The following is a 25,471-nucleotide window of genomic DNA, read 5'->3' as shown; positions in this document are numbered from 1 at the left end:
GGCCTCTGCAAACACACGCCCAAACCCTCCAGATGAGAAAATAGAGAGACATGCTCCAACTCTCATCAGCCGGCAAACGCTTCGGCCAAAAACTCCTCTTCGAAGACGCCAACTGGCTCATCACCCCGGACGAGCGCACCGGCCTCGTCGGCGGCAACGGCACCGGCAAGTCCACCCTCCTCAAAGTCCTCGCGGGCATCGAGACCCTCGACTACGGCCAGCTCACCCGCGTCAAAGGCATGACCCTCGGCTATCTCCCCCAGGACGGCCTCGCCCTCCGCGGCAAAACCGTCTTCGCCGAGTGCCTCTCCGTCTTCGACCACCTCCACGTCCTCGAAGCCGAGTCCATCGACCTCACCACCGTCCTCTCCGAAGCCGACCCAAAATCGAAAGAGTACGCCGCCGCAGCCGAGCGCTACTCCGACATCGCCGACCAGCTCCATGTCCACGACATCTACAACCTCGACTCGCAAGTCGGAGCCGTCCTCGGCGGCCTCGGCTTCTCCAAAGAAGACTGGGACCGCAACACCGAAGAGTTCTCCGGCGGCTGGCAGATGCGCATCGCCCTAGCCAAACTGTTGTTACAAAAGCCCAGCCTTTTACTCTTAGACGAACCCACCAACCACCTCGACCTCGAATCCCGCAACTGGCTCGAAAACTATCTCCACGACTACCCCAACGCCTTCATCCTCATCTCGCACGACCGCTACTTCCTCGACGTCACCGTCAACAAGACCGTCGAACTCTGGAACAAGCGCATGCACACCTACCACGGCAACTACGAAAAATATGTAACTCAAAAAGAAGAGCGCCGCACCCAGCTCATGTCCGCGTACAAGAATCAGCGCGACCGCATCGAAGCCCTCGAAGCCTTCATCAACCGCTTCCGCGCCCAGGCCACCAAGGCCAAGCAAGTCCAGTCCCGCATCAAAGAACTCGAAAAGATCGAGCGCATCGAAGTCCCCGAAGACGAAGCCACCATCCACTTCTCCATCCCGCAGCCGCCCGCCTCCGGCCGCACCGTCATCGAGGTCTCCAACCTCACCAAGGTCTACCCCACGCCCACCGGCGGCAAGCGCACCATCCTCGACAACCTCAACTTCACCATCGAACGCGGCGACCGCATCGCCCTCGTCGGAGCCAACGGCGCAGGCAAATCCACCCTCATCCGCCTCCTCAGCCGACAGGAAGAACCCACCTCCGGCACCATCCGCGAAGGCCATAACGTCCTCACCGACTTCTTTGCCCAGGACCAGTACAAAGTCCTCGACCACAACGCCGGCATGCTCGACGACATCAGCGGCTCCAGCCCCAAAGTTCCCGTCGTCGAACTCCGCTCCCTCCTCGGCTGCTTCATGTTCTCCGGCGACGACGTCTTCAAAAAACTCGGCGTCCTCTCCGGCGGCGAACGCAACCGCTACGCCATGGCCAAGATGCTCGTCTCCCCCTCGAACTTCCTCCTCCTCGACGAGCCCACCAACCACCTCGACCTCCGCGCCAAAGACGTCCTCCTCGAAGCCATCCGCAACTTCACCGGCACCGTCCTCTTCGTCTCCCACGACCGCTACTTCATCGACGGCCTCGCCACCCGCGTCTTCGAAGTAGAAGACCGCCGCCTCCACATCTATCCCGGCAACTACGAAGACTACCTCTGGCGCAAACAGGGCGGCCCCGATAAAGTAACCGAACAGATTACAAACTCCCTCGCCGCCGCACCTGCACCTCCACCACCCGTCGTCGAGCCCATCGCTCCGTCACCCGCACCCTCAAACATCAAGCGCCTCAACCCCATCAAGCTCAAGCAGCTCGAAGACCGCCTGCGCTTCGCCGAAGAGGAGATCCCCCGCCTCGAATCCACCATCGCCGCCGCCGAAGCCCGCCTCGGCAACTTCACCTCCGCCGACCAATCCCAAAAGGACGCCGCCGAACTCGACCAGCTCCGCGCCCAGCGCACCACCCTCCTCGCCGAGTGGGAAGAGCTCTCCCTCACCCTCGAAGAACAACAAACCGCCTAGCTGCTTCGCTTCACCCTCAAACTTAAAGCGGGGACGCCTATCACTGTCCCCGCCCCGCAAACAGGATAAGATTCCTATCCGGGTCGCCCACAACAAACGTGCGAGCCCCCCACGGCTCCGTTTTCAGCGCCTGATGAAAGACCACCCCCGCCGCCTGAAACTCCAGAAAGAGCGCCTGCGCATCATCCACAGTGATCGTCGCTGACAGCAAACCCTCTCTGTCCCGAAGCTCCGCACTCATGGCCGATTCGTCCAGATGGCGCAGATTCAAACTCGCCCCATCCCGAAACACCTGCCCGTAAAACGCCGGCTCCCCATACGTGAAAGCAACCGCAAACCCCAGCCTCTTCGTATAAAACTCGCACGACGCTCCAACATCAGCGACAAAGAGCTGAGGCTCAGCAGCCAGAAGTGTCGGCCTGTATGCAGCTTCCCTCCGCACGTCACTCATAGCGCGAACTCCTTTGACCACCATAATGATTTGTCGTTGCAGTTGCAGTTGTAGTTGTAGTTGTAGTTGTCTGTCCTTTTGTTTGTCATCCCGCAGGGATCTGCTGTTGCTGTTGTCTGTCCCTTTTAACCACCACCACGACCGTCCTACTCCAATTCCCAGCAAAACACAGCAACCTATCTAATCCGCCGAATCCTCAAAGTCCTCCCGCCGCAACGGCATCCCGAAACTAATCCGCGTAGGCGCCTCCTTCCTCACATCATGAATCGACCCCGGATACACGCTATTCAACCCATACCGTGCATTCAGCTTGTCCATCACCCCCGTCACCCGCTCCCGCGCATCGCCGGACTCCGCCCACAACCCCGGCCCCGGTTCAGGCCCCAGCTCCGTCACACCCACCGTCAGATCCGACGGCTTCGACGCAGACGGCACCTCCTTCCACAACTCGATCAAATGCCCCTGCAAGATCGCAGGCGACTGGCACGCAACAAACCGAATCCCCGCATCCAACGCCCGATCCTCCCCCATAAATCCCACCTGCAAAAACACCCCACCCGCCCACAGCCCCTGCTCCCGCATTCGCCGAGCCGCCGACAGCAGCAGCTTGATCGCAACCCCACGCGCCCTCTCCGGACTCCGGCAGTTCGGCGGCAGGATATGCTGCCGGCTGAACGTCGCCTGCACCGTTCGCGTCGCAGGCTCCAGAAAATCCTCTCCCCGCAGCCAAAGCCACATCCGGTCCCCCAGCACGCCGCCCCACAGCGAATGCATATGCTCCCGCCTCTGTGCGCATAGCTCACGCATGGTCGTTATCCCCGCAGCGCGCAGCCTCTTCTCCATCCGCCGCCCCACCCCCGGAATATCCGAGATCTCAAATCCATACAACGCCTGCGGCAGCGTATCCCGATCGAACAACATCAGCCCGTCCGGCTTCTGCACATCGCCCGCCATCTTGGCCAGCAACCGGTTCGGCCCCAGCCCAACCGAACACCGCAGCGTCTCCCCCACCGACCGGATCGCTGCCTTGATCGCATAAGCAATCTCCGTCGCTCGAACCGGATCGCGCTCTCGCCCCATCAACTGGCACGCAAACTCATCGCACGACATCACCTGTTGGATCGGCACGCATCGTTCGATCGCCGCCTTGATCCTGTCGTGGTACTCGATATAGAGCCGCGGCCGAGCCTTCACCAGAATCAGGTGCGGGCAAAGCGCCTTCGCCGCCGCAACAACCATCCCTGCCTGCAGCCCGTAACTCTTCGCCTGGTAGCTCAACGCAATGCAGCACGTCGTCTCCGCCTCCACCGGCACAACTCCTACAGGCCGCCCGCGAAGCTCCGGACGCAGCTCCTGTTCCACCGACGCGAAGTAAGCATTCAAATCGACAAACAGCCAGCCAATCTCCGGGCATCCCATAGCCACTCATTTTAGCGAATAAAAAGCGAAAATGCACAACCCAATAATCTCCCTAAATCACTCCCTGACAAAACTTCAAGAAAGGTTCAAAGTGACTCCCGAAGATTTATCCCGAAAACCTGGCGTAGCTTCCACGACCACAAAACACGCAGCGAATCACCACGATCTCACCACCCAAATACCACCAACTGTCCACCAGGAAACCGCGATTTACGCCCAAAAATCGCAAAACCCCACCCAAAAACCACGCCGGAAAAAATCCGCGAACTAACGCCCCTCGCGCAGCCTGGCCGCCAGTCGCTCCGGCAGCCCCGCCATCAAAATCCGTCCCTGCGCCGCCGTCAGGTCGTACGGCACGCGATGGTACGCAATCTCCATCGCCTCCGAGTCGTACATCACAAACGCCGCCCGCCAGTCGCAATCCCTCGGCTGCCCCACCGACCCCGGATTCACCAGATGCCGCGTCCCCTCTGGAATCAACATCTTCCAGCTCTCCGCCGCATTCTTCGTCCGGTACTGCGTCTTGATCTCGTGCCAGTCATCACCCTTCTGCGAGAACCCGCCCTGCACATGCGTATGCCCAAAGAACGTGATCGTCGTCGTCATCTGCTGCAGCGGAGCCCACGCATCCCGCATGCTCAGAATGTACTGATCCTCATTCAACGGCGACCCATGCACGCACGTCGCCGCGCTCTGCTCCTCCGGCGTCACCGGCCCCTGCGCCATCTCCTTCAGCCACTGCAAGTTAGCCGGAGTCAACTCATTCTTCGTCCACATCGCCGCTGCCCGAGCCACCGGATTGAAACCCACCGCCGACGTCAAACCGCAACAAACCCGGTCATGGTTCCCCCGCACATTCACCTGCGCCAACGGCCGAATCAGGTCCACCACCTCATTCGGACTGGCTCCATACCCCACCATATCCCCAAGATTCCAAAGCACATCGTACGGCTCTGCGGCTGCAAGAACTGCCTTGAGTGCTTCGAGATTCCCGTGGATGTCCGAAAGAATAAGCGCGCGCATGCAGTCAATTTGGCCCAATGCCCAATTTCCAAGTGTAAATACTTTTTCCCGATCCGGGAAATTCACGAAATCCAGACAGATACAGCCCTACAACACCGAAGCCAGCGGCCTCGTCCGGTCCGTCTTCATCGTCGGAGCCGAAGCCAGCAGCCTCCGCGTGTACTCATGCTGCGGCTCTGCAAACAACCGCCCCACCGTAGCCTCCTCCACAATCTCCCCCTGCCGCATCACCACCACCCTGTCTGCCACCTGCGATACCACCGCCAAGTCATGTGAAATAAACAACATCGCCAAACCATACTGCGTCCGCAGATCCTTCAACAGCCCCAGAATCTGGGCCTGCACCGTCACATCCAGCGCCGTCGTCGGCTCATCCGCAATCAGCAGGCGCGGCCTGTTCACAATCGCCATCGCAATCAGAATCCTCTGCCTCTGCCCTCCCGAAAACTGGTGCGGATAGTCCTTCGCCCTGCGCTCAACCTCAGCCAGCCCGACCTCCTCCATCGCCTCCAGAACCCGCGTCCCGACCGCCTTTCGCGACATCTCCGGATGATGTGCCTCCACCGCCTCCGCGATCTGTATCCCTACCCGCATCACCGGGTTCAGCGCCGTCAACGGCTCCTGAAAGATCATCGCAATCTCCTTCCCACGCCGCCGCCTCATCGCCTCCATCCGCAGCCCCAGCAGATCCTCCCCGCCAAATCGAATCTCACCCGTCACCCTTGCCGTCTCCGCCAGCAGGCGCAGCACAGCCAGCGAAGTAGCCGACTTCCCCGATCCCGACTCCCCCACCAGCCCCAGCGTCTCCCCCGCTTCGATATGAAACGAGATTCCCCTCACCGCCGCGCGCTCCCCAAACGCAACCGACAGGTCCTTCACCCGAAGCAGTGCCTCCCCCTCCGCAACCGCATCCACCACACGTTCCATAGAGCGATGGTAACGAACTTCAACGCAATGGCAACCAACCCCAGCTTTCCCAGTAGGACTTTGCCCCACCGATAGCGTCTAATCTCGATAGCAGATCATGAGACCCTTCTTCCTCCGCGCGATCCTCGCTGCCGCCGCCCTGGCCTCTCCGCTTGTCCTCGCGCAGATGCACAAAGTAGCCAAGCCCGAGCAGGTCGTCCGTGCCGTCGGCGTCTACGAGTGGACCGGCGACTTCACCAAACCCACCGCCAGCCGCCTTATTCCTGTCTCCCTCTTCATCGAAGGCCAGCTCCAGGACGCCGGTGTCTACATCGCCCGTCCCGTCCCCTTCGCCCTCCTCAGCGGAAACGTCTACGAACTTCAGGAGGCCGGCATCGACAAGGGAATGCTCGATCTCGCCTACGCCCGCCACCTCCAGGCCGTCGACGCATCCGGCGACTCAGCCTACGACGACGGCTGGTTCGGCTACGGCAGCGTGAAGCCCCTAGCCGCTCCCAGAAGAACCGCCGCCGCCGCACTCAAACCCTCGAAAACCCTGCCAGTCCTCACCAGCTCCAAACCCCAGTCCAATACAGCCTCCACCTCCACCGACCCCGACCGCCCCACCATGAAGCGCCGCGACTCGTCGACCACCTCATCCACGCCCAGCAACAACCCCAGCACCCCTCCTGCAAGCTCCCCGAGCACAACCTCCACCCCAGCCACTCCCTCTACCACCTCCACCAGCACTTCCGACGATCCCGACCGCCCCGTCATGAAGCGTCGCGACAACTCCACAGCATCCACCACCAGCACAACCACCGACTCCACCGCCCCCGCAGACGACCCAGACCGACCGACGATGAAGCGCCACGATAGCTCCGCCGGCTCCGACACCACCGCCACCAGCGGCACAACCACCACCCCAGCCTCCACCACCCCAGCCCCTGCCGACGATCCCGATCGTCCCACCATGAGCCGGCGAAGCACCGACAACTCCACCGCCAGCTCTGGATCGACCACCTCCAGCACCAGCGATCCCTCAAACGACCCAGACCGTCCCACCTTGAAACGCCGCTCGCCCGAAGAAGCCCGGAAAGCCAGGACCGACACCAACGGCGTCGTCGGAGTCGGTTCCCTGAACGACGACCCCGACCGCCCTAACCTCCACTACGGCAAACCAACCCACTCCCTCACAGAGACCGACCTTCCCAAGCTCGTCGGACTTCCCCCCAGCCTTCATCAGATGGTCGCCGTCTCAGACGCCGTCAATCGCGAATCGCACCCCTTCACCCTCACCTTCGAGGACGCCACCCAGCGCGCAGCCGTCCTTCAGAAGATGCAAGACCTCGCCCGCGCCCAACTCGCCGCCTACGGCACCCCCCAGACAAAATCCGCTCCAACTCCCAAAAAGACCACAACCCCCGTCAGATCAAGCCACACTGCAACTAAACCCGCATCCACCCCTCCCATAGCTCTCATGGATGAGGAACTGAAGGCCTACACCCTAAGCTACGGCGGCGACCCGACGTACATCTACTCCGCCCACACCGCCGGCACCGGCGTAACCCTCCGCTACGTCACCATCGTCGCCCAGGCCAACGGTCTCGGCGACATCAAGCCAGCCATCCAGAACGTCACGGACGCGGCCCATCTCGACCGCACCCCTCACATGCGATTCGTCGACGTCGTCGATGCCGAAGCCAGCAATCGCGCCAGCCTCCTCTTCGAGCTTCGCGGCCAGAACTCCCGCCAGTTCGGCCTCTATCGCGTCATCGCCTCCCACTCCGACCAGATCTTCGCCACCGGCACCACTCAGTAAGCCACCGAATAATCCGCAGCGCCCACCTTGAACCACCTTCACCCCGGGAGTATCGTCTTACCAGCCGTTCAGGAGCCTCTCATGAGCCAACGAACCGCAGCTCTCTTCCTTCTAACAGCCGCCTGTTTCACCACCTGCGCTGCCGCTCAAACTCCAAAGAGCGACGACAGTGCATGTCCGGTGAACATACTCGCCCAACGCCAGTCCGCGCCCGCCATGCTCAGCGCAAGTAGCCCGCGTAAAGACGGCCCATCGCAAGGGCTTCATGTCATCCTTACCCCAACCTCCGAGATTGCAATCGAATCTCTCGAAGTCACGCTCCACGGTCTATCGCCGAACCCTCGCGTACTCCCCATCAAAGCTTCGTACGACGATGAAGTCACAAAGGCTTTCGACCTTCATCGCAGGAATGGAGAAAAGACTCTTACCGACTTCGACGTGTGGATGAGCAAAGTCGGCGCTCTGCGCTGGCTCGACGTCACCTCCATCACCTACGCCGACGGCACAAGGTGGAGTGCGCCAGCAAATGCAATCTGCCGCGCGATTCCCACTAACTTGCTACTCATCGGACAAAGGTAGCGCAACCGCACATAGAAGAGTTGTCGAAACGAGCCATAAAGGTTCGTTCACTCAGCACATCCTCTACAGCGGGATATTCCCGTGTTTCTTAGCAGGATTTTTATCCCGCTTCGTCGCCAGCATATCCAGTGCCGAGTTCAATCTCCTCCGCGTCTCACTAGGCCGAATCACCGCGTCGATATACCCACGCTCCGCCGCCACATAAGGATTCGCAAACCGCTCCGTAAACTCCTCCACCTTCTCCTTGCGAGCCTCGGCCAGCACAGCCAGCTTCTCCTCCTCGGTGAACGCCCTGCCCTGAGGCCACATCGCCTCCGCTCGCCGCACCGTCGTCTCCAGTTCGCGTTTATAGACGATATTCACCGCACCCTCCGGCCCCATCACCGCAATCTCCGCCGTCGGCCATGCAAGATTTAGATCCGTCCGCAGATGCTTCGAACTCATCACGCAGTACGCGCCGCCATAGGCCTTCCGCGTGATCACCGTCAGCTTCGGCACCGTTGCTTCGGCAAAGGCATACAGCAGCTTTGCTCCATGCCGAATAATCCCGCCGTGCTCCTGCTGTATCCCCGGCATAAAGCCCGGCACATCTTCAAACGTAATCAGCGGAATATTGAACGCATCGCAGAACCGCACAAATCGCGCACCCTTCACGCTGGCATTGATATCCAGAACGCCCGCAAGATACGCAGGCTGGTTCGCCACAATCCCCACAGGCCTTCCTGCCATACGCGCAAAACCCACCACAATATTCTTCGCAAAGTGCTCCTGCACCTGAAAGAAATATCCGTCGTCCACCACGCGCGAGATCACATCCACCATGTCGTACGGTTGGTTGCTCTCAGCCGGAATGATCGTATCGAGCGCAGCGTCGGCCCGCCCTGCGTCGTCCTGCGTCGCCCTCCGTGGCGCATCCTCAAGGTTGTTCGACGGCAAAAATCCAAGCAACTCCCGCACCATCGCCAGGCACTCTTGGTCGTCATGCGCCATAAAGTGCGCCACGCCGGAGATCTCGTTGTGCGTCAACGCCCCGCCCAGCGCATCTTTCGTCACATCCTCATGCGTCACCGTCTTAATCACATCCGGTCCGGTGACGAACATGTAACTCGTCTTCTCCGTCATCAGCGTAAAGTCCGTAATCGCCGGCGAATACACCGCCCCGCCCGCACACGGTCCAAGGATCGCCGAGATCTGCGGCACCACGCCGCTCGCCAGCGTATTGCGCAAAAAGATATCTGTATATCCCGCCAGCGAGACCACCCCCTCCTGGATGCGCGCCCCACCGGAATCGTTCAGTCCCACAATCGGCGCGCCCACCCGCATCGCCGTATCCATCACCTTCACAATCTTCGCCGCATTCGCCTCCGACAGCGACCCGCCAAACACCGTAAAGTCCTGCGCAAACACAAACACGACGCGCCCATTCACGCGCCCGTATCCGGTAATAAACCCATCTCCCGGAACCCGCTGCTCCGCCATCCCAAAGTCCGTGGCGCGATGCGTGACAAACTTGTCCGTCTCCTCGAACGTCCCCTCATCCAGAAGAAAGTCCACCCGCTCCCGCGCCGAAAGCTTACCCGCCTTACGCTCGCGCTCCCGCCGCTCCAGGCCTCCGCCCTCTTCGGCGATGGCGTGTCGCGCCGCAAGCTCTGCCAGTTTGCGCTGATGATTGGTTAACTTCGTGTCGGGGACGTTTTGCTTAATAGGATGCTCGGCTGCGGCCATAGAACGAGATTCTAGCAGCGCCTCCTCCATTCAGTCGTGCAGCACAACCTCCTCATTCCATACGCCTCGCTCTCCCATCGCTACAATCGACATCAAACGATGGCAGGAGCGTGTCCAATGTTCAGGTCAAACAACTGCGTAGCCATCCATCTGGAAGACATCACTGCCGCAGAGAACTTCTACACCAACGTCATGAAGTTTGAACTTCTGAGCCGGACTGAGAAAAATCTCTAATATGACACAGGCCACTTTCTTCTCTACGTCAATCAGGATCTGGACACCCGGCCTCCCATTCCCAGCTTTACCGTCAACGACATTCAGGCTGCCAAGCAATCCCTCATGGAAAACGGATGCACGATCCTGCGCGAAGACCAGAACTCGCTCTACTTCCGCGATCCATTCGGCATTACCTACGACATCATTCAAAGCAAATAAAAGGCGAATATATAATCGTCTTTATTCATCGTGTCCACCGCGCCCCAACCCGACCGTTTCCACTATCTGCACATCGACCTGAATTCTTTCTTCGCGTCGGTGGAGCAGCAGCTCCACGAGGAGTATCGCGGCAAGCCCCTGGCCGTCGTTCCCACTATGGCCGACACAACCATGTGCATCGCCGCCAGCTACGAAGCCAAGGCCCTGGGCATCAAGACCGGCACGCAGGTCGGGAAAGCCAAAGAGATCTGTCCCGACATCATCCTCATCGCCGGCAATCACACCGAGTACGCAAAATACTCCCACCTCATCGCCGAAGCAGTTGAACTCGCCTGCCCTGTCTCCCACACCCCATCTATCGATGAGATGGTCTGCCAGCTCATCGGCCGCGAGCAGGAGCCCCCGCGCGCCCGTCAGATCGCCCTCGACATCAAGCAGTCCATCTACAAAAACGCCGGCGTGGCCCTCCGCTGCTCCATCGGCATGGCGCCCAATCGCTACCTCGCCAAGATCGCCAGCGACATGCAGAAACCCGACGGGCTGATTGGCCTTTTACCATCGCAACTCCCTCGAGCCATAGCCCACCTTGAACTTCGCGACCTCCCCGGCGTAGGCGCCCGCACCGAGATCCGTCTCAACAAAAAAGGCATCACCACCATGGAGCAGCTCCTTGCCCTCGACCGCTCCGGCATGCGCACCCTCTTCGACTCCGTCTGGGGCGATCGCATGTATCACTGGCTGCGCGGCGCCCAGACCGAAGACTCCACCGGCAGCAACGTATCCCAGGCCGAAGTCCAGAAATCTCTCGGCCACTCCCACGTCCTCGCCCCCGAGCACCGTTCCCAAGAAGGTTCCTGGGCCGTTGCCCACAAGCTCCTCCACAAATCCGCCATGCGCCTCCGCATGGAGCACTTCTACACCGGCTCCCTCGCCGTCACCATCCGCTATCAACTCACGCGAGAACAGGCCGAGGCACGGGCAGCGCACAGCAAGGTCAAGCGGCATACCTCAGGCATCAAAAACTCGGGCTGGGCCATGGAAGCCCGTTTCCGTGACTGCCTGGACACCCTCACCCTCCTCGAAGTCCTCCGCGCTCTCTGGGCGCAGCGCCCCCAGGGGGCGGAGTTCAACAAGCCATTCTTCGTCGGCGTCACCCTCCGCAACCTCATCCCCGAAAGCGAGCATCAGGACGAACTCTTCGCCGACCCCAACAACCGCGCCCAGCTCTCCACCACCATGGACAAGCTCAATCTCAAGTACGGCCACACCACCCTGCACTTCGCCGGCATGCTCCCCGCACGCGAGTCCGCTCCCACTCGAATCGCCTTCACCCAGATCCCCGTCCAGTACGGCGTCGACTACATGTAGCGCTACGCCGCTCTCTCATCCACCACAATCGTCTCCGCGATCCTGTCATGCACGCACTGACGATTCCGGTTGATAAAAAACTGCAAAAATCCAAATCCCACCTCAAGCGCCGAAGCCCCATACCCCAGCGCCCGCTCCAGCGCCTGCCAAAGCGAAACCCGCTCGTGCGTCAAGCTCACCACGCGAATCCGAGCGACCCATTTTCCCACCGTCTTGCCGTTCCAGAAAAAGGTACACAGCCCGAAGTACAGCACGATCACCAAAAGACTGCGCCACTCATGAAAGTCCAGCGCGATCAATATCTTTTCGTTATGTTCCACGTAGCGCTGCCACACGTACTCCACAGGGGAAAAGAGCAAAACCGAAATCAATAAATCCACGGCAAACGCCACCGCCCTCTGCCAGAACGCAGCTAACAACCGATGATCCAGGCTATCGACACGCGCTGTCTCATGGGCATGAAATCGCCTTCTGGGTCTGCTCTCTTTTTCGCTCATGACAGACACTATAAACGTCAATCCCCGCACGCTGAACATTCCCTCACCATGTCTCTTCCATAGTTACCTCTGCATGACAACTGTCACATCCGATTCCTGACTCCCGCCACTAACTCCCGTCGCCGAACAAGCTCATGCTCTCTCTTAGAACCAGACAGGAGACGCCATGCCGCTAGCCGCCATCGCCTACGAGACGGAAAGACCCCAAGCGAACACCCCCCACTTCGCGCCCAAACAACCCGTGGCCTCACTCTCCAAAGTCACTCGTCGCTACGGCGGCACCGTCGCACTCGACGGCCTCAGCCTAGCCCTCCATCCCGGAGAAGTCGTCGCCCTCCTCGGCCCTAACGGCGCAGGCAAATCCACTGCCGTCAAACTCCTCCTCGGCCTCATCGCCCCCACCTCCGGCACCGCCCGCGTCTTCGGCAGCGATCCACGCGAAGCCACCACTCGCACCCGTGTAGGCGCCATGCTGCAGGTCGCCCGCATCACGGAGGCCATCCGCGTCCGCGAACACATCGATCTCTTCAGCAGCTACTATCCCAATCCCCTGCCACTCGCTGAAGTTCTCCGCGTCGCCCAGCTCGAAGGCATCGAAGATCGCCAATTCGGCCAGCTCAGCGGAGGCCAGAAACAGCGCGTCCTCTTCGCTCTCGCCCTCTGCGGCAACCCAGACCTCATCTTCCTCGACGAACCCACCGTCGGCATGGACATCGAAGCCCGCCGCGCCCTCTGGCAGCATATCCGCTCACTATCCGCGCAAGGAAAGACCATCCTCCTCACCACCCACTATCTCGAAGAGGCCGACGCCCTCGCCAGCCGCATCATCGTCATCAACAAAGGCCGCGTCATCAGCGAAGGCACCCCGGCCGAGATCAAACGAAGCAGCGGCGGTCGCACCATTCGCTGCAAGACCACGCTCTCCAAAGAATTCCTGCAAGCCCTTCCAGGCGTCACCAACGTCGGCATTCGCGACGGCATCGCAAACGTCACCTCTCCCGAAGCAGAGTCCGTCCTGCGCGAGATGCTACGCAGCGACTCCACACTCAGCGGTCTCGAAGTCGCAAGCCCAGCCCTCGAAGACGCCTTCCTCGCCCTGACCAAAAACTAATCCGCACGCCAAACACCGCACCACGGAGAATCCCATGTCCACCGCCGCCATCACCCACGCCGCCCCAACCTCCGCCCACACCTCTCGCATCTTCCGCAAAGAGACGAAGTACGAGTTCCTCAAACTCATACGCACGCGCTCCTTCTCCCTGGCCACCATTGGTTTTCCCGTCATGTTTTACGTCCTCTTCGGCATCGCCAATCGCAACACCTACGAGGGCAACGTCCACATCGCCAAGTACATGCTCGGCGGCTACGCCTGCTTCGGCCTCATCGGCGCGGCGCTCTTCGGCATCGGCGTCGGTCTGTCCTCCGACATCGCCGCCGGCTGGCTCGAACTCAAACGCGCGAGCCCGATGCCCGTCTCCGCCTACCTCTTCGCAAAGTGCGCCTCCGCCATAGCCTTCGGCCTCATCATCGTCACCATTCTCACCATCATCGGAACATCCTTCGGCGGAGTCCACCTCTCTGCCTCAGAGCTCATCCGCATGTACGGCATGACCGCAGTAGGCTCCGTCTGCTTCGCCAGCATGGGCCTGTTCATCGCGCTGCTCGTGCCCGCCAACGCCGCACCCGGCATCATCAACCTCATCTACCTCCCCATGTCCTTCCTCAGCGGACTCTGGGTGCCGCTCCGCTTCATGCCCCACTGGCTGCAGCATATCGCCCCTGCGCTTCCCACCTATCACCTCGCACAACTCATGCTCAGCATCTTCCACTACAACGACTCCATCTCCCTCGTCACTCACTGGAACGCCCTCATCGGCTTCGCCCTGGTCATGCTCGGCCTCAGCTGGCTGGTCTTTCACCGCAAAGAGCAGAACGCATAACTACGAGCAAAACTCGCAACGGCGTAAACTGCACTGGAACAATCTATGAATGAAGTTGAGATCAACCCGAGGAAGCGCGAACAGAAGTGGGCCTGGCTCTGGCTAGGCTACACTGGCTTCCTCTTCATCGACCCCATCCTCGAACCCAGCTGGCGCCTATGGCTCTGCACCCTCGCCGTCTTCATCACCTTCCTCGGTGTCTTCGCCTCGTACATCCGCGCCACGGACGAAGGCCATCCCACCCGCTATTGGATGATCGCCTTCACCTTCCTCCTCGGCCTCATCACCTTCCCATGGAACGGCGGCGGCTCTACCTTCTTCATCTACGCCGCCGCGTTCCTTCCCTTCACCATCCAATCCAAACGTCATGTTCTAGCCCTGTTCGTCGTTGAATCGATCGCAATCGTCGCAGAAGGCTTTTTCTTCCACGCACGCGGTCACTTCCTCGACATCGGCTGGCCGAACGTCTTCATCGCAATCCTCCTCCTCTTCATCATCGGTGGCAGCAACATCCTCTTCGCCGAACAGCGACGCTCCAACGCCAGACTTCTCAAAGCACAGGACGAGATCGAACAACTCGCCGCCGTGGCCGAACGTGAGCGTATCGCCCGCGATCTGCACGATGTCCTCGGCCACACCCTCTCCGTCATCGTCCTCAAAGCCGAGCTAGCCGGACGTCTTATCGAACGCGACCCGCAGCGCGCCACCCAGGAGATAGCCGACGTCGAACGAACCGCCCGCACAGCCCTCAGCGAGGTACGCGAAGCCATCGGAGGCTATCGCTCCAAGGGTCTTCCCGCCGAGATGGAGCGAGCCCGCACCACCCTTCAAACCGCCGGCGTCACCCTCGCCTGCGAGTCCACGCTCCCCAAATTCACCGCCGCCGAAGAGACCGTCGTCTGTCTCGCCGTCCGCGAAGCCGTCACCAACATCGTTCGTCACGCCAAGGCCACCCACTGCCGCATCAGCTTCACCGCCGCCACCGACGGCCACCATCTCCTCGTCATCTCCGACGACGGCATCCACTCCGTACTTCACGAGGGCAACGGTCTCCGCGGCATGCGCGAACGCATCCAGTCCCTCGGCGGACGGCTCTCCATCACCAACGATCCCGGCGTCACCCTCCACATCGAGCTTCCTCACGCCGCTCAAAGCAACGACGGCCAGCGCAACACCGACCTGCGCAACAAAGACCAGCGATGCGTGACCCTATGACCGCACCCATCCGCGTCGTCCTCGCAGAAGACCAGGCCATGGTCCTCGGCGCCCTCTCAGCCCTCCTCGAACTCGAGCCCGACATCTCCGTCATCTTCAACGCCGCCAACGGCCGCGAAGCCCTCAGCGCCGTAGGCCGTCTCACCCCCGACGTCCTCGTCACCGACATCGAGATGCCCCTCATGACCGGCCTTGAGCTCGCCGCCAATCTGCGCACCAGCCATCCTGCCGTCCGCACCATCATCCTCACCACCTTCGCCCGCTCCGGCTACCTCCGCCGCGCACTCGATGCTGGAGCACGCGGCTATCTCCTCAAAGATCGTCCCGCAGCCGAGCTCGCGGAGTCAGTCCGACGCGTCCATCGCGGCCTGCGTGTCATCGATCCCGCACTCGCCGCCGAAGCCTGGAACGCCGAGCTCGATCCTCTCACCGAACGCGAGCGACAGATCCTGCAGCGCGCCGGCGACGGCCGCAGCAGCACCGAGATCGCCACCGAACTCCATCTCTCCGAAGGCACCGTCCGCAACTACCTCTCCGAAGCCATCGCCAAGCTCGGCGCCTCTAACCGCATCGACGCCGCACGCATCGCACGCACCAAAGGCTGGCTCTAAAATACCCACTCAACAGGCAACCATTTCCGTATAAGACGTTCCCGCTCTCTTCTGCATCCCACGTCAGTGGAAGAAGACAAGAAAGATAAGAAGAGGAGAATCTCCAATGAACCCCCATGCTGTCCGCACCACCCTCCGCTCCGCTGCCATCTGTGGCGCCATCACTCTACTCACATTCGGCTGCAGCAAAAAAGCAGACAACACCATCAACTTCACCAGCGCGATCGACACCTACTACAGCGCACATCCCGCCTGCCTCTGGTCCGACTCCACAAAGTTCCCCGTCCAGGCCAACACCTCGGATACAAGCAAGACCTCAGGCTACGATGCGCTCGTAGACCAGGGCCTTCTCGTCCGCACCACCGGCGAAAAGAAAGTCATGATCATCGCCAGCAAACAAGTGAACAACTACGACCTCTCCGACAAAGGCCGCTCCGCCTGGACCGCCGATGTGAACCAGCCCGGCTTCGGCAACTTCTGCTACGGCCACCGCAAGGTCTCCGGCATCGACAGCAGCACCCCCACCACCAGCGATCCAGGTGCAACCACGCAAGTCGCCTATCACTACACCTTCACCGACGCTCCCACCTGGGCCACCGCAGCCGAAACTCAAAACGCCTATCCACAGCTTCACGCCGACCTCAGCGGTCCGCAGACAGGCCGTGCAACCCTCACCAACACCAGCAACGGCTGGCAGGTCACAGCCCCATCGACCTCAGGCAACTAGCAAAAGCCTGCCGCAAAAGAAAAGGCCGCCTGATGCAATCTCTCGCATCAGACGGCCCATCCACCTTTGTCTACTGCACGTCCACTGTCTCATCCGCATCAGACGGCCCACTCCGCATAGCCGCCATCGCCGCAGCATAAGACTTCATCTCATACTCATGCGGCGGCGTATTCCCCGCCAGATAACGTACAAAATAATCCCACCGCCGCCGCGTCATATACTGCGTCGCCTCGCCATAGCCATGCGCGACGTTCGGAATAATCAACAGGTCAAAGTCCTTGTTCGCCTTGATCAACGCGTCCACAACCAGCAACGTGTTATTCAGCGGCACATTGTTATCCATCGACCCATGCGCCAGCAACAGGTGGCCCTTTAGATTCTTCGCCACATACTGGTTCGCCTGACTGTCGTAGTTCGTCGTGCCGTCAGCATTCTTCACCAACAGCCCATTCCACTTCTCCGCCCAGTCATCCTCGTAGTCCCTCTGGTCGTGATTGCCGCTCTCCGCAATCCCCACCTTGAAGAACTCCGGATAGTGGAACATCGCCGCAGCCGTCGCGTTTCCGCCGCCCGAGTGACCATACATCCCCGCCGCATCCAGATCGATCCATGGATACTTCGCCGCCAGCTCCTTCATACTCGCCACCTGATCTGGAATCGTGTTGTCGCCGAGATCGCCAAAGTAAAACTCATGAAATGCCTTCGAACGAAACGGAGTTCCCATCCCATCGATGCACACCACAACAAAACCAAGCTCCGCCAGCGACTGCATATCTCCATGCGCCGCAGCGAACCCACGTCCACCGCACGAGCCCGTCTGCGGCCCCGGATACACATGGTTCACAATCGGATATTTCTTCGACGCATCCAGATTTGTCGGCTTGAACAGAAAGCCATACAGATCCGTCTTCCCATCCCGCGCCTTCACCGTAATCGGCACCGGAGGAGTCCAACCCGCCGCCACCAGCTTCGTAATATCCTGCTTCGCCACATCCACCACAACCTTGCCGCTGCTATCCCGCACCACCGCCGTCGACGGCTCCGTCACCGTCGAATACACATCCACAAAGTAGCGCCCATCCGCCGAAGGCGTCACCGCATGGTCCGCGTTCTCAGGCGTCAACAGCTTCAAATCCTTCCCATCGAACTTCACGCTGTAGTAGTACGAAAAATAAGGATCGCGTCCCTGCTCCTTGCCCACGCCAAGGAAATAGATCTTCCGCGCCTTCTCATCCACATGCAGCACCTGCGTGACATTACCCTCGCCCTGCGTAATCTGGTTCTTCAACTTACCCGTGGTCAGGTCATACAGATACATCTGCCCCCAACCGTCCCGTTCGCTGAACCACAGCAGCTCGTTCGTCTTCGACAGATACTTCCAGTTCACCTTGCCGTTGCCGCTCTCGAAGAACTTCGCCGTCGTCTCGCCCATCACATCGTGCACCTCACCCGTCGAAGCATCCGCGATCCGCATCCACTCCTGCTTGTGATCACGCGAGGTCGAAACGAACGCCAGGTGCTTGCCATCCTCGCTCCACTGCACGTCATCCCACCCGCTGCCCCCACGGCAGCTGACATCATCGCAAAGTGTAGACCGGTGCTGATCCGGCGGCGTCTGCAGGCGAATCACCTTCGCCCCATCCACATCGATAATCACCCTCTCGATCATCGTCACATCTTTGTCGCCCACCAACGGATACTTCCACGCCTTCAGCTCCGGATGCCCATTCGTCACCGGCACCATATACATCTCGCCCGTCTTGCGCTGATCCTGCTGAAACGTCGCAATCTTTTTTCCATCCGGCGACCACACCAGGATCGCGTTATCGCTCATCTGCCAGCCCGCGTTATCGGTCGCATAGCCAAAGTCCTTCACGCCGTCCGTAGTCAACTGCGTCTCCGCACCTGTCGTCAGATCGCGAACCCACAGGTTGTAGTCGCGAATAAACGCAGCCTTCTTCTTATCCGGCGAAACATCTCCGTGGCTCCGCGCGCTCGCCGCATCATCTCCATCCGTTGACTTCGCCCCCGGCACCACAACCTCCGTACAAACGCCAGCACCACTCAGGTCACAACGAAACTTCCTCGACCCATTCCCCACCACAACCGTCTTATCGCCGTCAGAAAAAGTCATCTCTGTGAGCGTCGTCATATGTTGTGGAGGAACCTTTACTTTGCCGTTCACCGCCGCCGTCAAAGCATTCGCGAGCTTTACATGGTCGAACGCAGGCGTCTTCGTCCCCTTCGCGGGATCGACCACCATGAACGTCAAACCATCCGGACCAAAATCTCTGTACCAGAACCGCCCATCCGCCATCCACATCGGTCGCGCCACCCCGTGGTACACCAGCGGATTGACGTTGTACGCCATGAACTTCTCCGCCCGCGCATAGTCCTCAGTCGTAAGCTGCTTCCCCTGGGCCATCGCACCCACCGTCAAAACCACAGGCAGACAGCACCCCAACATCATCCCAGCAGCCACCGATATCTTCTTGGTCACAAACACGCTCCAGCCTCCGGATCTCACTCGTTCAAAGTAAGGAATGACGCTTAGTCTACAGCCCATCCTCACTTCCTGATATATGAAATCCACCACGCCATCGTCAAACCTCACTCAGCGCCCTCTCCGCGCCCACGCACCTTCCACAACACCTGCCGAAGCACACCCATCCACACCGGCACATCGTCCGCCTTCAGCCCCATCCGCACCACCAGCCGCCGAATCTGAGCCTCATCGCAGTTCGCCGGATGCCGCTTCGTATATCCGGTCTCCTCCAGCATCTCGGCAAACAGCGCCGTCAGCCTCTCCACCTCACCCGCAGTCGCTGCATCACTTCCGGCATCCCCACGAAACTCTACACCTCGCACCAACTCATACAGACACACCGCCACCGCCTGCCCCAGATTCATCGACGGATGCCGCACGCCCTCATGCTCCTGCATCGGAATCGTCAACAACCAATGGCAGTGGCTCAACTCGTCGTTGCTCAACCCCGTCTTCTCCGACCCAAACAGCAGCGCCACCCGCCCCTGCCCCGCCATCTCCCGACCAATCCGTTCGCCCGCATCCGCCAGCGCATACACCGGATGTTGCAACGCCCGCTCCCCCACCGCCGTCGTCCCCACCACCAGCGTGCAGTCCGCCACCGCCTCCGCTACGCCCGCGAACGTCTTCGCCCCATCCAGCACCGCCGACGCATCCACCGCCGACCGCGCCGTCTCAAACGGCACAGCATAATCATTCACCACACGCAGATGCCGAAACCCAAAGTCATGCATCGCCCGCGCCACCGCACCGATATTATTCGGATTGCGCGCCCGCACCAGCACCACCACCACATCGTCCAGATTTTGTACGTTCTCCATCGCCTTCAATTCTAGGCCCGCCAAAAAGAAAAGCGGCCGGCGAAGACATCCGCCAGCCGCTCAGCTCTCTTACACGCTTCTATTTTTTCTCGTGCTCGCCGCCACCTTCATGCGGATGAGCCTGAGTATTCGCGTTGTGCTTATCGTTGTTGATCGATTTGCTCACATTGTTCTGCCGCTGATTGACCTGCTGATGCTCCTGCTGCGTCAGATGACCACCATTGGCCGCACGATCCGCCGACACCTGATGATTGATACTCGACTCGCGATTCTCCAGGTTGCCCGTCTCATGCGCCGTCAACTGACCCGACTGCACTCCCTGTCCAATGCGCTGCTGCTGATTTCCAGCACGAACCCCAGGCCGCGAGAACGCTGCATTCTGCGGACGCCCGCCGTTCACCGAAGCCAGGTTGCTGCGGTCCGAACGCGCCATCTGCATATGACTCTGCTGCTCAGACGTTGGTGCAATATGGTTCTCCCTGGAGAACGCCGCCTCCTGCGCCGAAGGCCGTGCCTGTATGCCTCCCGTCCCGCCATTGAAGCTCGTACGGTTGTAGACCGTCGTATGGTTGATCACCGTCCGGTCTTCGTAGACATTGTGAATCACCGTGCGATTCACATTCACCACCGCGGTGTTATAGGCAAAGTGACCGCCATCCCAGCGCCCGCCGCCAAAGCCGACGCCACCATAGCCGAAGCCATAGTTCACACCGCCATAGAAGCCCACATGCGGCCCCCAATATCCAGCATGGAAGAGATACACTCCACCACCCCAGCCCCAGTAGCCCGGCGTCCACAGCACCCCAACCTGCGGCGGCCGAACCCACACACCCGGAACCCAGTAGTAGCCCGCATCGCCATACGCCCAATAGCCCGGGTTCCAAAGATAGCCATCTCCTGGGCAGATCGGCTGCGTATAAACAGGCAACACTGGGGGAGCAATCGTGATGGAAACAAACACCCCGGCAAAAGATACCGCAGGCACAAGGGCCAATGCAGCACCCACAAACAGCTTACGAACTAAATTGGAAAATCTCATACAGCTACCTCGGAAAGTTGAATGACGGCAAATCTCTGCCGTCGTGTGGATCATTCGAACGGACCTGCTTGACCGTCCGCTCATCTTTAGTTATCCCGTTCTAACCCACCGCCTTGAGATAAGTTCCGCGCCCTGTTTAGATAAGACTCTGAAGATCGCAATAGCTATGACCCAATGGTTGCAGCCGCATCTTCCACAGCCATACAACCCATGCAACGGCTCACATGAAAAAAATGATCCTCATCCACTGCCTATAAAGTGATTAAGAGGCAGTGAAACCAGCATCCTCGCCGCCGCCCGTCTAAACTATCTGTTAGCCTGCCGCCCAGACTCACCCCGCACGCAGCGCCAACGAGAGAGCAACACAGTCACCCATGTCCGACAACTTCGCCCAGCTGGTCAAACAACAAGCCGACATCGTCCGCATCATCGGCGACTACGTCAAGCTGCGCAAATCCGGCGCCCAGAACTACTCCGGCCTCTGTCCCTTCCACAAAGAAAAAACCGGCTCCTTCTCCGTCAACGCCACCCACGGCTACTTCTACTGCTTCGGCTGCCACGAGAAGGGCGACGTCTTCACCTTCATCATGAAGCTCGAGAGCATCAGCTTTCCCGAGGCCGTCCGCGCCGTCGCCACCAAGTGCGGCATCCCCCTCCCCAAGCGCGAGTTCAACTCCCCCGAAGAGGCCCGCGAAGCCGGCCAGCGCCGTCAGCTCCTCGACATCCACGAAGCCGCCACTCAATACTTCGAAGCCGCCCTCAAAGCCCCCGAGGCCGCCCGCGCACGCGAGTACCTCACCGGCCGCGGCGTCACCCCCGACACCATCGCCAAGTTCCGCATCGGCTACGCCCCCGACGACTTCAACCACATGCGCAACGCCCTCAAGCCGCACTTCTCCGAAGACATCCTCCGCACCAGCGGCCTCTTCAAATCCAAGGAGCAAGCCGACGGCAACCAGGGCCAGCTCTACGCCCTCTTTCGCAAACGCATCACCTTTCCCATCTGCAACGAGCAGGGCAAGACCATCGCCTTCACCGCCCGCGCCCTCGACAGCCAGGACGAAAAAGGCCGCGACATCGCCAAGTACCTCAACTCCCCCGAAGGCCCCCTCTACAGCAAGGGACAGGTCCTCTTCAACCTCGACAAAGCCAAGGCCGACATCCGCTCCCTCGGCTTCGCGCTCCTCGTCGAAGGCCAGATGGACTGCATCTCCGTCTACATGGCCGGCATCAAGAACGTCGTCGCCACCTCCGGCACCGCCTTCACCGAGATGCAGGTCCGCCTCCTCAGCCGCTTCACTCCCAACAAGCAAGTCATCCTCAACTTCGATCCCGACACCGCAGGAAAAAACGCCGCCGAAAAAGCCAGCACCCTCCTCACCGAAGAGGACTTCGAAGTAAGAATCGTCACCCTCGAAGGCGGCCTCGACCCCGACCGCTTCATCCGCGAACAAGGCATCCAGGCCTACACCGCAGCCATCCGCGGCGCCAAACGCTACATGGACTACCTCATCGACCGCGCCCGAGAAGAGTTCCCCGGCCGCACCTCCGACGCCAAGGTCAAAGCCCTCAACTTCCTCCTTCCCCACATCCGCCGCATCCCCAACCGCATCCAGCGCGACGAGTTCGCCGCCGACGCCGCGCAAAAACTAGGCATCGACTCCGCCATCCTCCGCCAGGAGCTCAAACAAGCCGCCGCCCAGCGTGTCGAAAGCGTTCGCTCCCACACCCAGGACCCAGCCAGCGAGACCGAGCGCGTCCTCCTCCGCGCCCTCGTCCTGCCCGAAGGCGACCCCGCCCGCACCCTCGTCGTGGAACAGTTCATCCAGCACCCCGAGTGGTACGACGGCCTTCCCTCCTCCCCGCTCCTCGAATCCCTCGCCAACGGCCCCGCTCCACCTAACCTTCTTGACGCCGCGCCCGACCAGCAGAGCCGCGCTCTCCTCGCCCGCACCCTCCACGAGGCCGAAGATCCCTCCTCCACCACCCAACCCATGACCGAGCAGGTCGAAAACGCCCTCCACACCCTCGAGCATCGTCAGCTCGAACGCCGCCAGCGCGAACTCCGCACCCTCATCGCCGAAGCCGACCGCCGTAACGACCACGAGATGCTCACCCGCCTCACCTCCGAAAAACTCCAAATCGATCGCAAACTACGCCTTCACTAACCTCTCCAGTCCCGAATCTCTCACGCTGCAACCACGACGGACAGGATTCGGCCATTCAGTGCCGCCGAAAACCCACTCCCATGAATCTTTTTCCCCTAAAAAACGTCTAAATATTGTGGTATCCTATGATTCGCTGGGAACGTGTGCCTTCGAATGCCCCGACCTTCTGAGGTCATCGGGCTTGCCAAAGCGGTCTAAACCGCAATCTGTTCCCCGCCCAATCACGCAACAACCAAGGGATGAGTTCGCCTGGATACCAATGATTACCTCCGGCGGCATCCCAACCAAAAGAATCTTTCGCAGGAGTGCGCACAGCCGTGGCTGAAGAAATCGACAAGTACGAAGACGACATAGACAAGCTCATCGACACCGGGAAAGAAAAGGGCTATCTCACCTACGGCGAGGTCAACGACCTCCTCCCAGGTGACATCACCACACCCGACGACCTCGATGACCTTCTGACCACCATCAACACCCAGGGCATCGACGTCCTCAACGGCGACGAGCGCATGGGCGGCCGCGACAAGTACGAGCCCGAAGCCGGAGAAGAGTCCGACGACGTAGAGCTCGACCTCTCGCCAGGCACCCTCGAGAAGACCAACGACCCCGTCCGCATGTACCTCCGCGAGATGGGCACCGTTCCCCTGCTCACCCGCGAGGGTGAGGTCGAGATCGCCAAGCGCATCGAACGCGGACAGCTCCGCGTCATGAAGGCCATCTCCCGCTCGCCCATCGTCATCCGCGAGATCGTCGGCCTCGGCGAAGACCTGCGCCGTGGCGTGCGCAACATCAAGGAAGTCGTCACCTTCGACGAAGAAGAGCTCACCGAAGAGATCCTCCAGGCCCGCGTCCGCGCCACAGCTGGTCGTATCGACGTCATCGTCAAGCACCAGAAGAAGCTGCAGGGTCTTGAAGAGAAGCTCGAAGCCCCCGCCGCCAAGGACGCCAAGACCAAGGCCAAAGAGGTCCGCAAGACCCGCTGGCTCATCGGTCGCGAGCACGTCTACATCAATCGCATCGTCCGCGAGCTCAAGTACACCAACGGCGAAAAGAAGCGCCTCCTCGACAAGGTCAACAAGACCGTAGACTCCATGCGCACCCTCGAGCGCCAGATCAAGACCCTCGAGACCAAGCACGAAGCCTCCAAGTCCGAGGAGCTCCGCAAGGAGTACCGCCGCCAGCAGAAGAACTGCCGCATCGACCTCGAGCGCGTTGAAGCCGACGCAGGCATCTCCATCACTGACCTCAAGCGCACCCAGCGCGAGATGATCCAGGGCGACATGGACGCCGAGCGCGCCAAGCGCGAGCTCATCGAGGCCAACCTTCGCCTCGTCGTCTCCATCGCCAAAAAGTACACCAACCGCGGCCTCCAGTTCCTCGACCTCATCCAGGAGGGCAACATCGGCCTCATGAAGGCCGTCGACAAGTTCGAGTACCGTCGCGGTTACAAATTCTCGACCTACGCCACCTGGTGGATTCGTCAGGCCATCACGCGAGCAATCGCCGATCAGGCCCGCACCATCCGCATCCCGGTGCACATGATCGAGACCATCAACAAGCTCATCCGCACCAGCCGTCAGCTCGTGCAGGAGCTTGGCCGCGAAGCCTCCTCGGAAGAGATCGCCCGCCGCATGGACATCCCCGTCGCGAAGGTCCGCAAGGTCCTCAAGATCGCGCAGGAGCCCATCTCGCTCGAGACCCCCATCGGAGAAGAAGAAGACTCGCACCTTGGAGACTTCATCGAAGACCGCATGGCCGTCAGCCCCTCCGACGCCGTCATCTCGGTCAACCTCAAGGAGTACACCTCGCAGGTCCTCCGCACCCTGACCCCGCGCGAAGAGCGTGTCATCAAGATGCGCTTCGGCCTCGAAGACGGCTCCGAGCACACCCTCGAAGAGGTCGGCCAGTCCTTCCAGGTCACCCGCGAGCGCATCCGCCAGATCGAAGCCAAGGCCCTCCGCAAGCTCCGTCACCCCAGCCGAAGCCGCAAGCTGAAGGCCTTCGTCGACGGCGTAAAAGACGTGTAACCATTACTGTCACAAATAAGAGACTGGGCAACGGCGCAAGCTGTTGCCCACTTCCATTTGCAGCCCGTCCAAATCCCACCCGAAGCAAATCAACCGAACATCTCCTCCGCCAAGATGATACAAACACATCGGAGGGAA

22 protein-coding genes are annotated in these 25,471 nt (G+C 60.4%); 13 read left to right on the top strand and 9 right to left on the bottom strand.

Annotated elements, in window-relative coordinates:
• Nucleotides 1-50 precede the first annotated feature (50 nt).
• Nucleotides 51-2,015, top strand: coding sequence for a ribosomal protection-like ABC-F family protein (abc-f, locus tag GSQ82_RS22635; RefSeq protein ID WP_158794541.1), 1,965 nt, complete (start codon nucleotides 51-53; stop codon nucleotides 2,013-2,015).
• Between the two features lie 40 nt (nucleotides 2,016-2,055).
• Here the strand turns inward: abc-f and GSQ82_RS22630 are convergent, their stop codons facing one another.
• The 4 genes from GSQ82_RS22630 to GSQ82_RS22615 form a co-directional block, all read right to left on the bottom strand.
• The gene (locus tag GSQ82_RS22630) at nucleotides 2,056-2,466 is read right to left on the bottom strand and encodes a VOC family protein (RefSeq protein ID WP_158794540.1); all 411 of its coding nucleotides are present in this window, start codon (nucleotides 2,464-2,466) and stop codon (nucleotides 2,056-2,058) included.
• A 180-nt stretch (nucleotides 2,467-2,646) separates the two neighbouring features.
• Nucleotides 2,647-3,885 carry a DNA polymerase gene (locus tag GSQ82_RS22625; RefSeq protein ID WP_158794539.1) on the bottom strand — a complete coding sequence of 413 codons (1,239 nt, stop codon included), beginning with the start codon at nucleotides 3,883-3,885 and terminating at the stop codon, nucleotides 2,647-2,649.
• Nucleotides 3,886-4,152: 267 nt separating this feature from the next.
• Nucleotides 4,153-4,908, bottom strand: coding sequence for a metallophosphoesterase (locus GSQ82_RS22620; protein ID WP_158794538.1), 756 nt, complete (start codon nucleotides 4,906-4,908; stop codon nucleotides 4,153-4,155).
• Between the two features lie 87 nt (nucleotides 4,909-4,995).
• Nucleotides 4,996-5,835, bottom strand: a complete 840-nt coding sequence (locus tag GSQ82_RS22615; RefSeq protein ID WP_158794537.1) for an ABC transporter ATP-binding protein — start codon at nucleotides 5,833-5,835, stop codon at nucleotides 4,996-4,998.
• Between the two features lie 97 nt (nucleotides 5,836-5,932).
• Here GSQ82_RS22615 and GSQ82_RS22610 point away from each other — a divergent pair, with 97 nt between their 5' ends.
• Together GSQ82_RS22610 and GSQ82_RS22605 are read left to right on the top strand one after the other, a co-directional pair.
• Nucleotides 5,933-7,636, top strand: a complete 1,704-nt coding sequence (locus tag GSQ82_RS22610; RefSeq protein WP_158794536.1) for a hypothetical protein — start codon at nucleotides 5,933-5,935, stop codon at nucleotides 7,634-7,636.
• 81 nt (nucleotides 7,637-7,717) lie between these two features.
• Nucleotides 7,718-8,215, top strand: a complete 498-nt coding sequence (locus GSQ82_RS22605) for a hypothetical protein (protein ID WP_158794535.1) — start codon at nucleotides 7,718-7,720, stop codon at nucleotides 8,213-8,215.
• Between the two features lie 63 nt (nucleotides 8,216-8,278).
• Here GSQ82_RS22605 and GSQ82_RS22600 read toward each other — a convergent pair whose 3' ends face one another.
• Entirely contained in the window at nucleotides 8,279-9,940 is a 1,662-nt protein-coding gene (locus GSQ82_RS22600) for an acyl-CoA carboxylase subunit beta (protein ID WP_158794534.1), read from the bottom strand.
• A gap of 117 nt (nucleotides 9,941-10,057) precedes the next feature.
• Between GSQ82_RS22600 and GSQ82_RS24810 the strand changes: the two genes are divergently transcribed.
• The 3 genes from GSQ82_RS24810 to GSQ82_RS22590 all read left to right on the top strand — a co-directional run bounded on the left by GSQ82_RS24810 (nucleotide 10,058) and on the right by GSQ82_RS22590 (nucleotide 11,743).
• Complete coding sequence (locus GSQ82_RS24810) at nucleotides 10,058-10,174, top strand: VOC family protein (RefSeq protein ID WP_216847160.1); 117 nt, start codon at nucleotides 10,058-10,060, stop codon at nucleotides 10,172-10,174.
• Nucleotides 10,175-10,279: 105 nt separating this feature from the next.
• Nucleotides 10,280-10,375, top strand: coding sequence for a VOC family protein (locus tag GSQ82_RS25845; RefSeq protein WP_371417258.1), 96 nt, complete (start codon nucleotides 10,280-10,282; stop codon nucleotides 10,373-10,375).
• Between the two features lie 30 nt (nucleotides 10,376-10,405).
• Nucleotides 10,406-11,743, top strand: a complete 1,338-nt coding sequence (locus GSQ82_RS22590) for a DNA polymerase (RefSeq protein ID WP_158794533.1) — start codon at nucleotides 10,406-10,408, stop codon at nucleotides 11,741-11,743.
• A 2-nt stretch (nucleotides 11,744-11,745) separates the two neighbouring features.
• On the opposite strand, the gene GSQ82_RS22585 is transcribed toward GSQ82_RS22590, so the two are convergent.
• Nucleotides 11,746-12,162 (bottom strand): RDD family protein, encoded by a 417-nt coding sequence (locus tag GSQ82_RS22585; protein WP_158794532.1) that lies wholly within the window; start codon nucleotides 12,160-12,162, stop codon nucleotides 11,746-11,748.
• Between the two features lie 244 nt (nucleotides 12,163-12,406).
• Between GSQ82_RS22585 and GSQ82_RS22580 the strand changes: the two genes are divergently transcribed.
• The 5 genes from GSQ82_RS22580 (at nucleotide 12,407) to GSQ82_RS22560 (ending at nucleotide 16,733) form a co-directional block, all read left to right on the top strand.
• Nucleotides 12,407-13,351 carry an ABC transporter ATP-binding protein gene (locus GSQ82_RS22580; protein ID WP_158794531.1) on the top strand — a complete coding sequence of 315 codons (945 nt, stop codon included), beginning with the start codon at nucleotides 12,407-12,409 and terminating at the stop codon, nucleotides 13,349-13,351.
• Between the two features lie 34 nt (nucleotides 13,352-13,385).
• Nucleotides 13,386-14,180, top strand: coding sequence for an ABC transporter permease (locus GSQ82_RS22575; RefSeq protein ID WP_158794530.1), 795 nt, complete (start codon nucleotides 13,386-13,388; stop codon nucleotides 14,178-14,180).
• A gap of 45 nt (nucleotides 14,181-14,225) precedes the next feature.
• Nucleotides 14,226-15,395, top strand: a complete 1,170-nt coding sequence (locus GSQ82_RS22570) for a sensor histidine kinase (protein WP_158794529.1) — start codon at nucleotides 14,226-14,228, stop codon at nucleotides 15,393-15,395.
• On the top strand, nucleotides 15,380-16,006 hold the full coding sequence (locus tag GSQ82_RS22565) for a response regulator transcription factor (RefSeq protein ID WP_305794694.1): 627 nt from the start codon (nucleotides 15,380-15,382) through the stop codon (nucleotides 16,004-16,006). Before GSQ82_RS22570 ends, GSQ82_RS22565 begins: the two co-directional genes overlap by 16 nt.
• 106 nt (nucleotides 16,007-16,112) lie before the next feature.
• Nucleotides 16,113-16,733: a hypothetical protein gene (locus tag GSQ82_RS22560; RefSeq protein WP_254061858.1), complete on the top strand. Its 621-nt coding sequence runs from the start codon at nucleotides 16,113-16,115 to the stop codon at nucleotides 16,731-16,733.
• Between the two features lie 70 nt (nucleotides 16,734-16,803).
• Here the strand turns inward: GSQ82_RS22560 and GSQ82_RS22555 are convergent, their stop codons facing one another.
• The 3 genes from GSQ82_RS22555 to GSQ82_RS22545 all read right to left on the bottom strand — a co-directional run bounded on the left by GSQ82_RS22555 (nucleotide 16,804) and on the right by GSQ82_RS22545 (nucleotide 21,138).
• Nucleotides 16,804-19,233 (bottom strand): DPP IV N-terminal domain-containing protein, encoded by a 2,430-nt coding sequence (locus GSQ82_RS22555; RefSeq protein WP_254061857.1) that lies wholly within the window; start codon nucleotides 19,231-19,233, stop codon nucleotides 16,804-16,806.
• Nucleotides 19,234-19,343: 110 nt separating this feature from the next.
• On the bottom strand, nucleotides 19,344-20,099 hold the full coding sequence (locus GSQ82_RS22550) for an RNA methyltransferase (protein WP_158794528.1): 756 nt from the start codon (nucleotides 20,097-20,099) through the stop codon (nucleotides 19,344-19,346).
• Between the two features lie 79 nt (nucleotides 20,100-20,178).
• Nucleotides 20,179-21,138, bottom strand: a complete 960-nt coding sequence (locus GSQ82_RS22545; RefSeq protein ID WP_158794527.1) for a YXWGXW repeat-containing protein — start codon at nucleotides 21,136-21,138, stop codon at nucleotides 20,179-20,181.
• Between the two features lie 374 nt (nucleotides 21,139-21,512).
• On the opposite strand from GSQ82_RS22545, the gene dnaG reads away from it, so the two are divergent.
• Nucleotides 21,513-23,306, top strand: a complete 1,794-nt coding sequence (gene dnaG, locus GSQ82_RS22540) for a DNA primase (protein WP_158794526.1) — start codon at nucleotides 21,513-21,515, stop codon at nucleotides 23,304-23,306.
• 317 nt (nucleotides 23,307-23,623) lie between these two features.
• The gene (gene rpoD, locus GSQ82_RS22535; RefSeq protein ID WP_158794525.1) at nucleotides 23,624-25,333 is read left to right on the top strand and encodes an RNA polymerase sigma factor RpoD; all 1,710 of its coding nucleotides are present in this window, start codon (nucleotides 23,624-23,626) and stop codon (nucleotides 25,331-25,333) included.
• Nucleotides 25,334-25,471: the final 138 nt, after the last annotated feature.

The organism is Granulicella sp. L60 (assembly GCF_009765825.1).
Taxonomy (GTDB): Bacteria; Acidobacteriota; Terriglobia; order Terriglobales; family Acidobacteriaceae; genus Edaphobacter.
The sequence above is the reverse complement of the archived record's forward strand: the minus strand, read 5'-3'. Positions and strand labels throughout refer to the sequence as shown.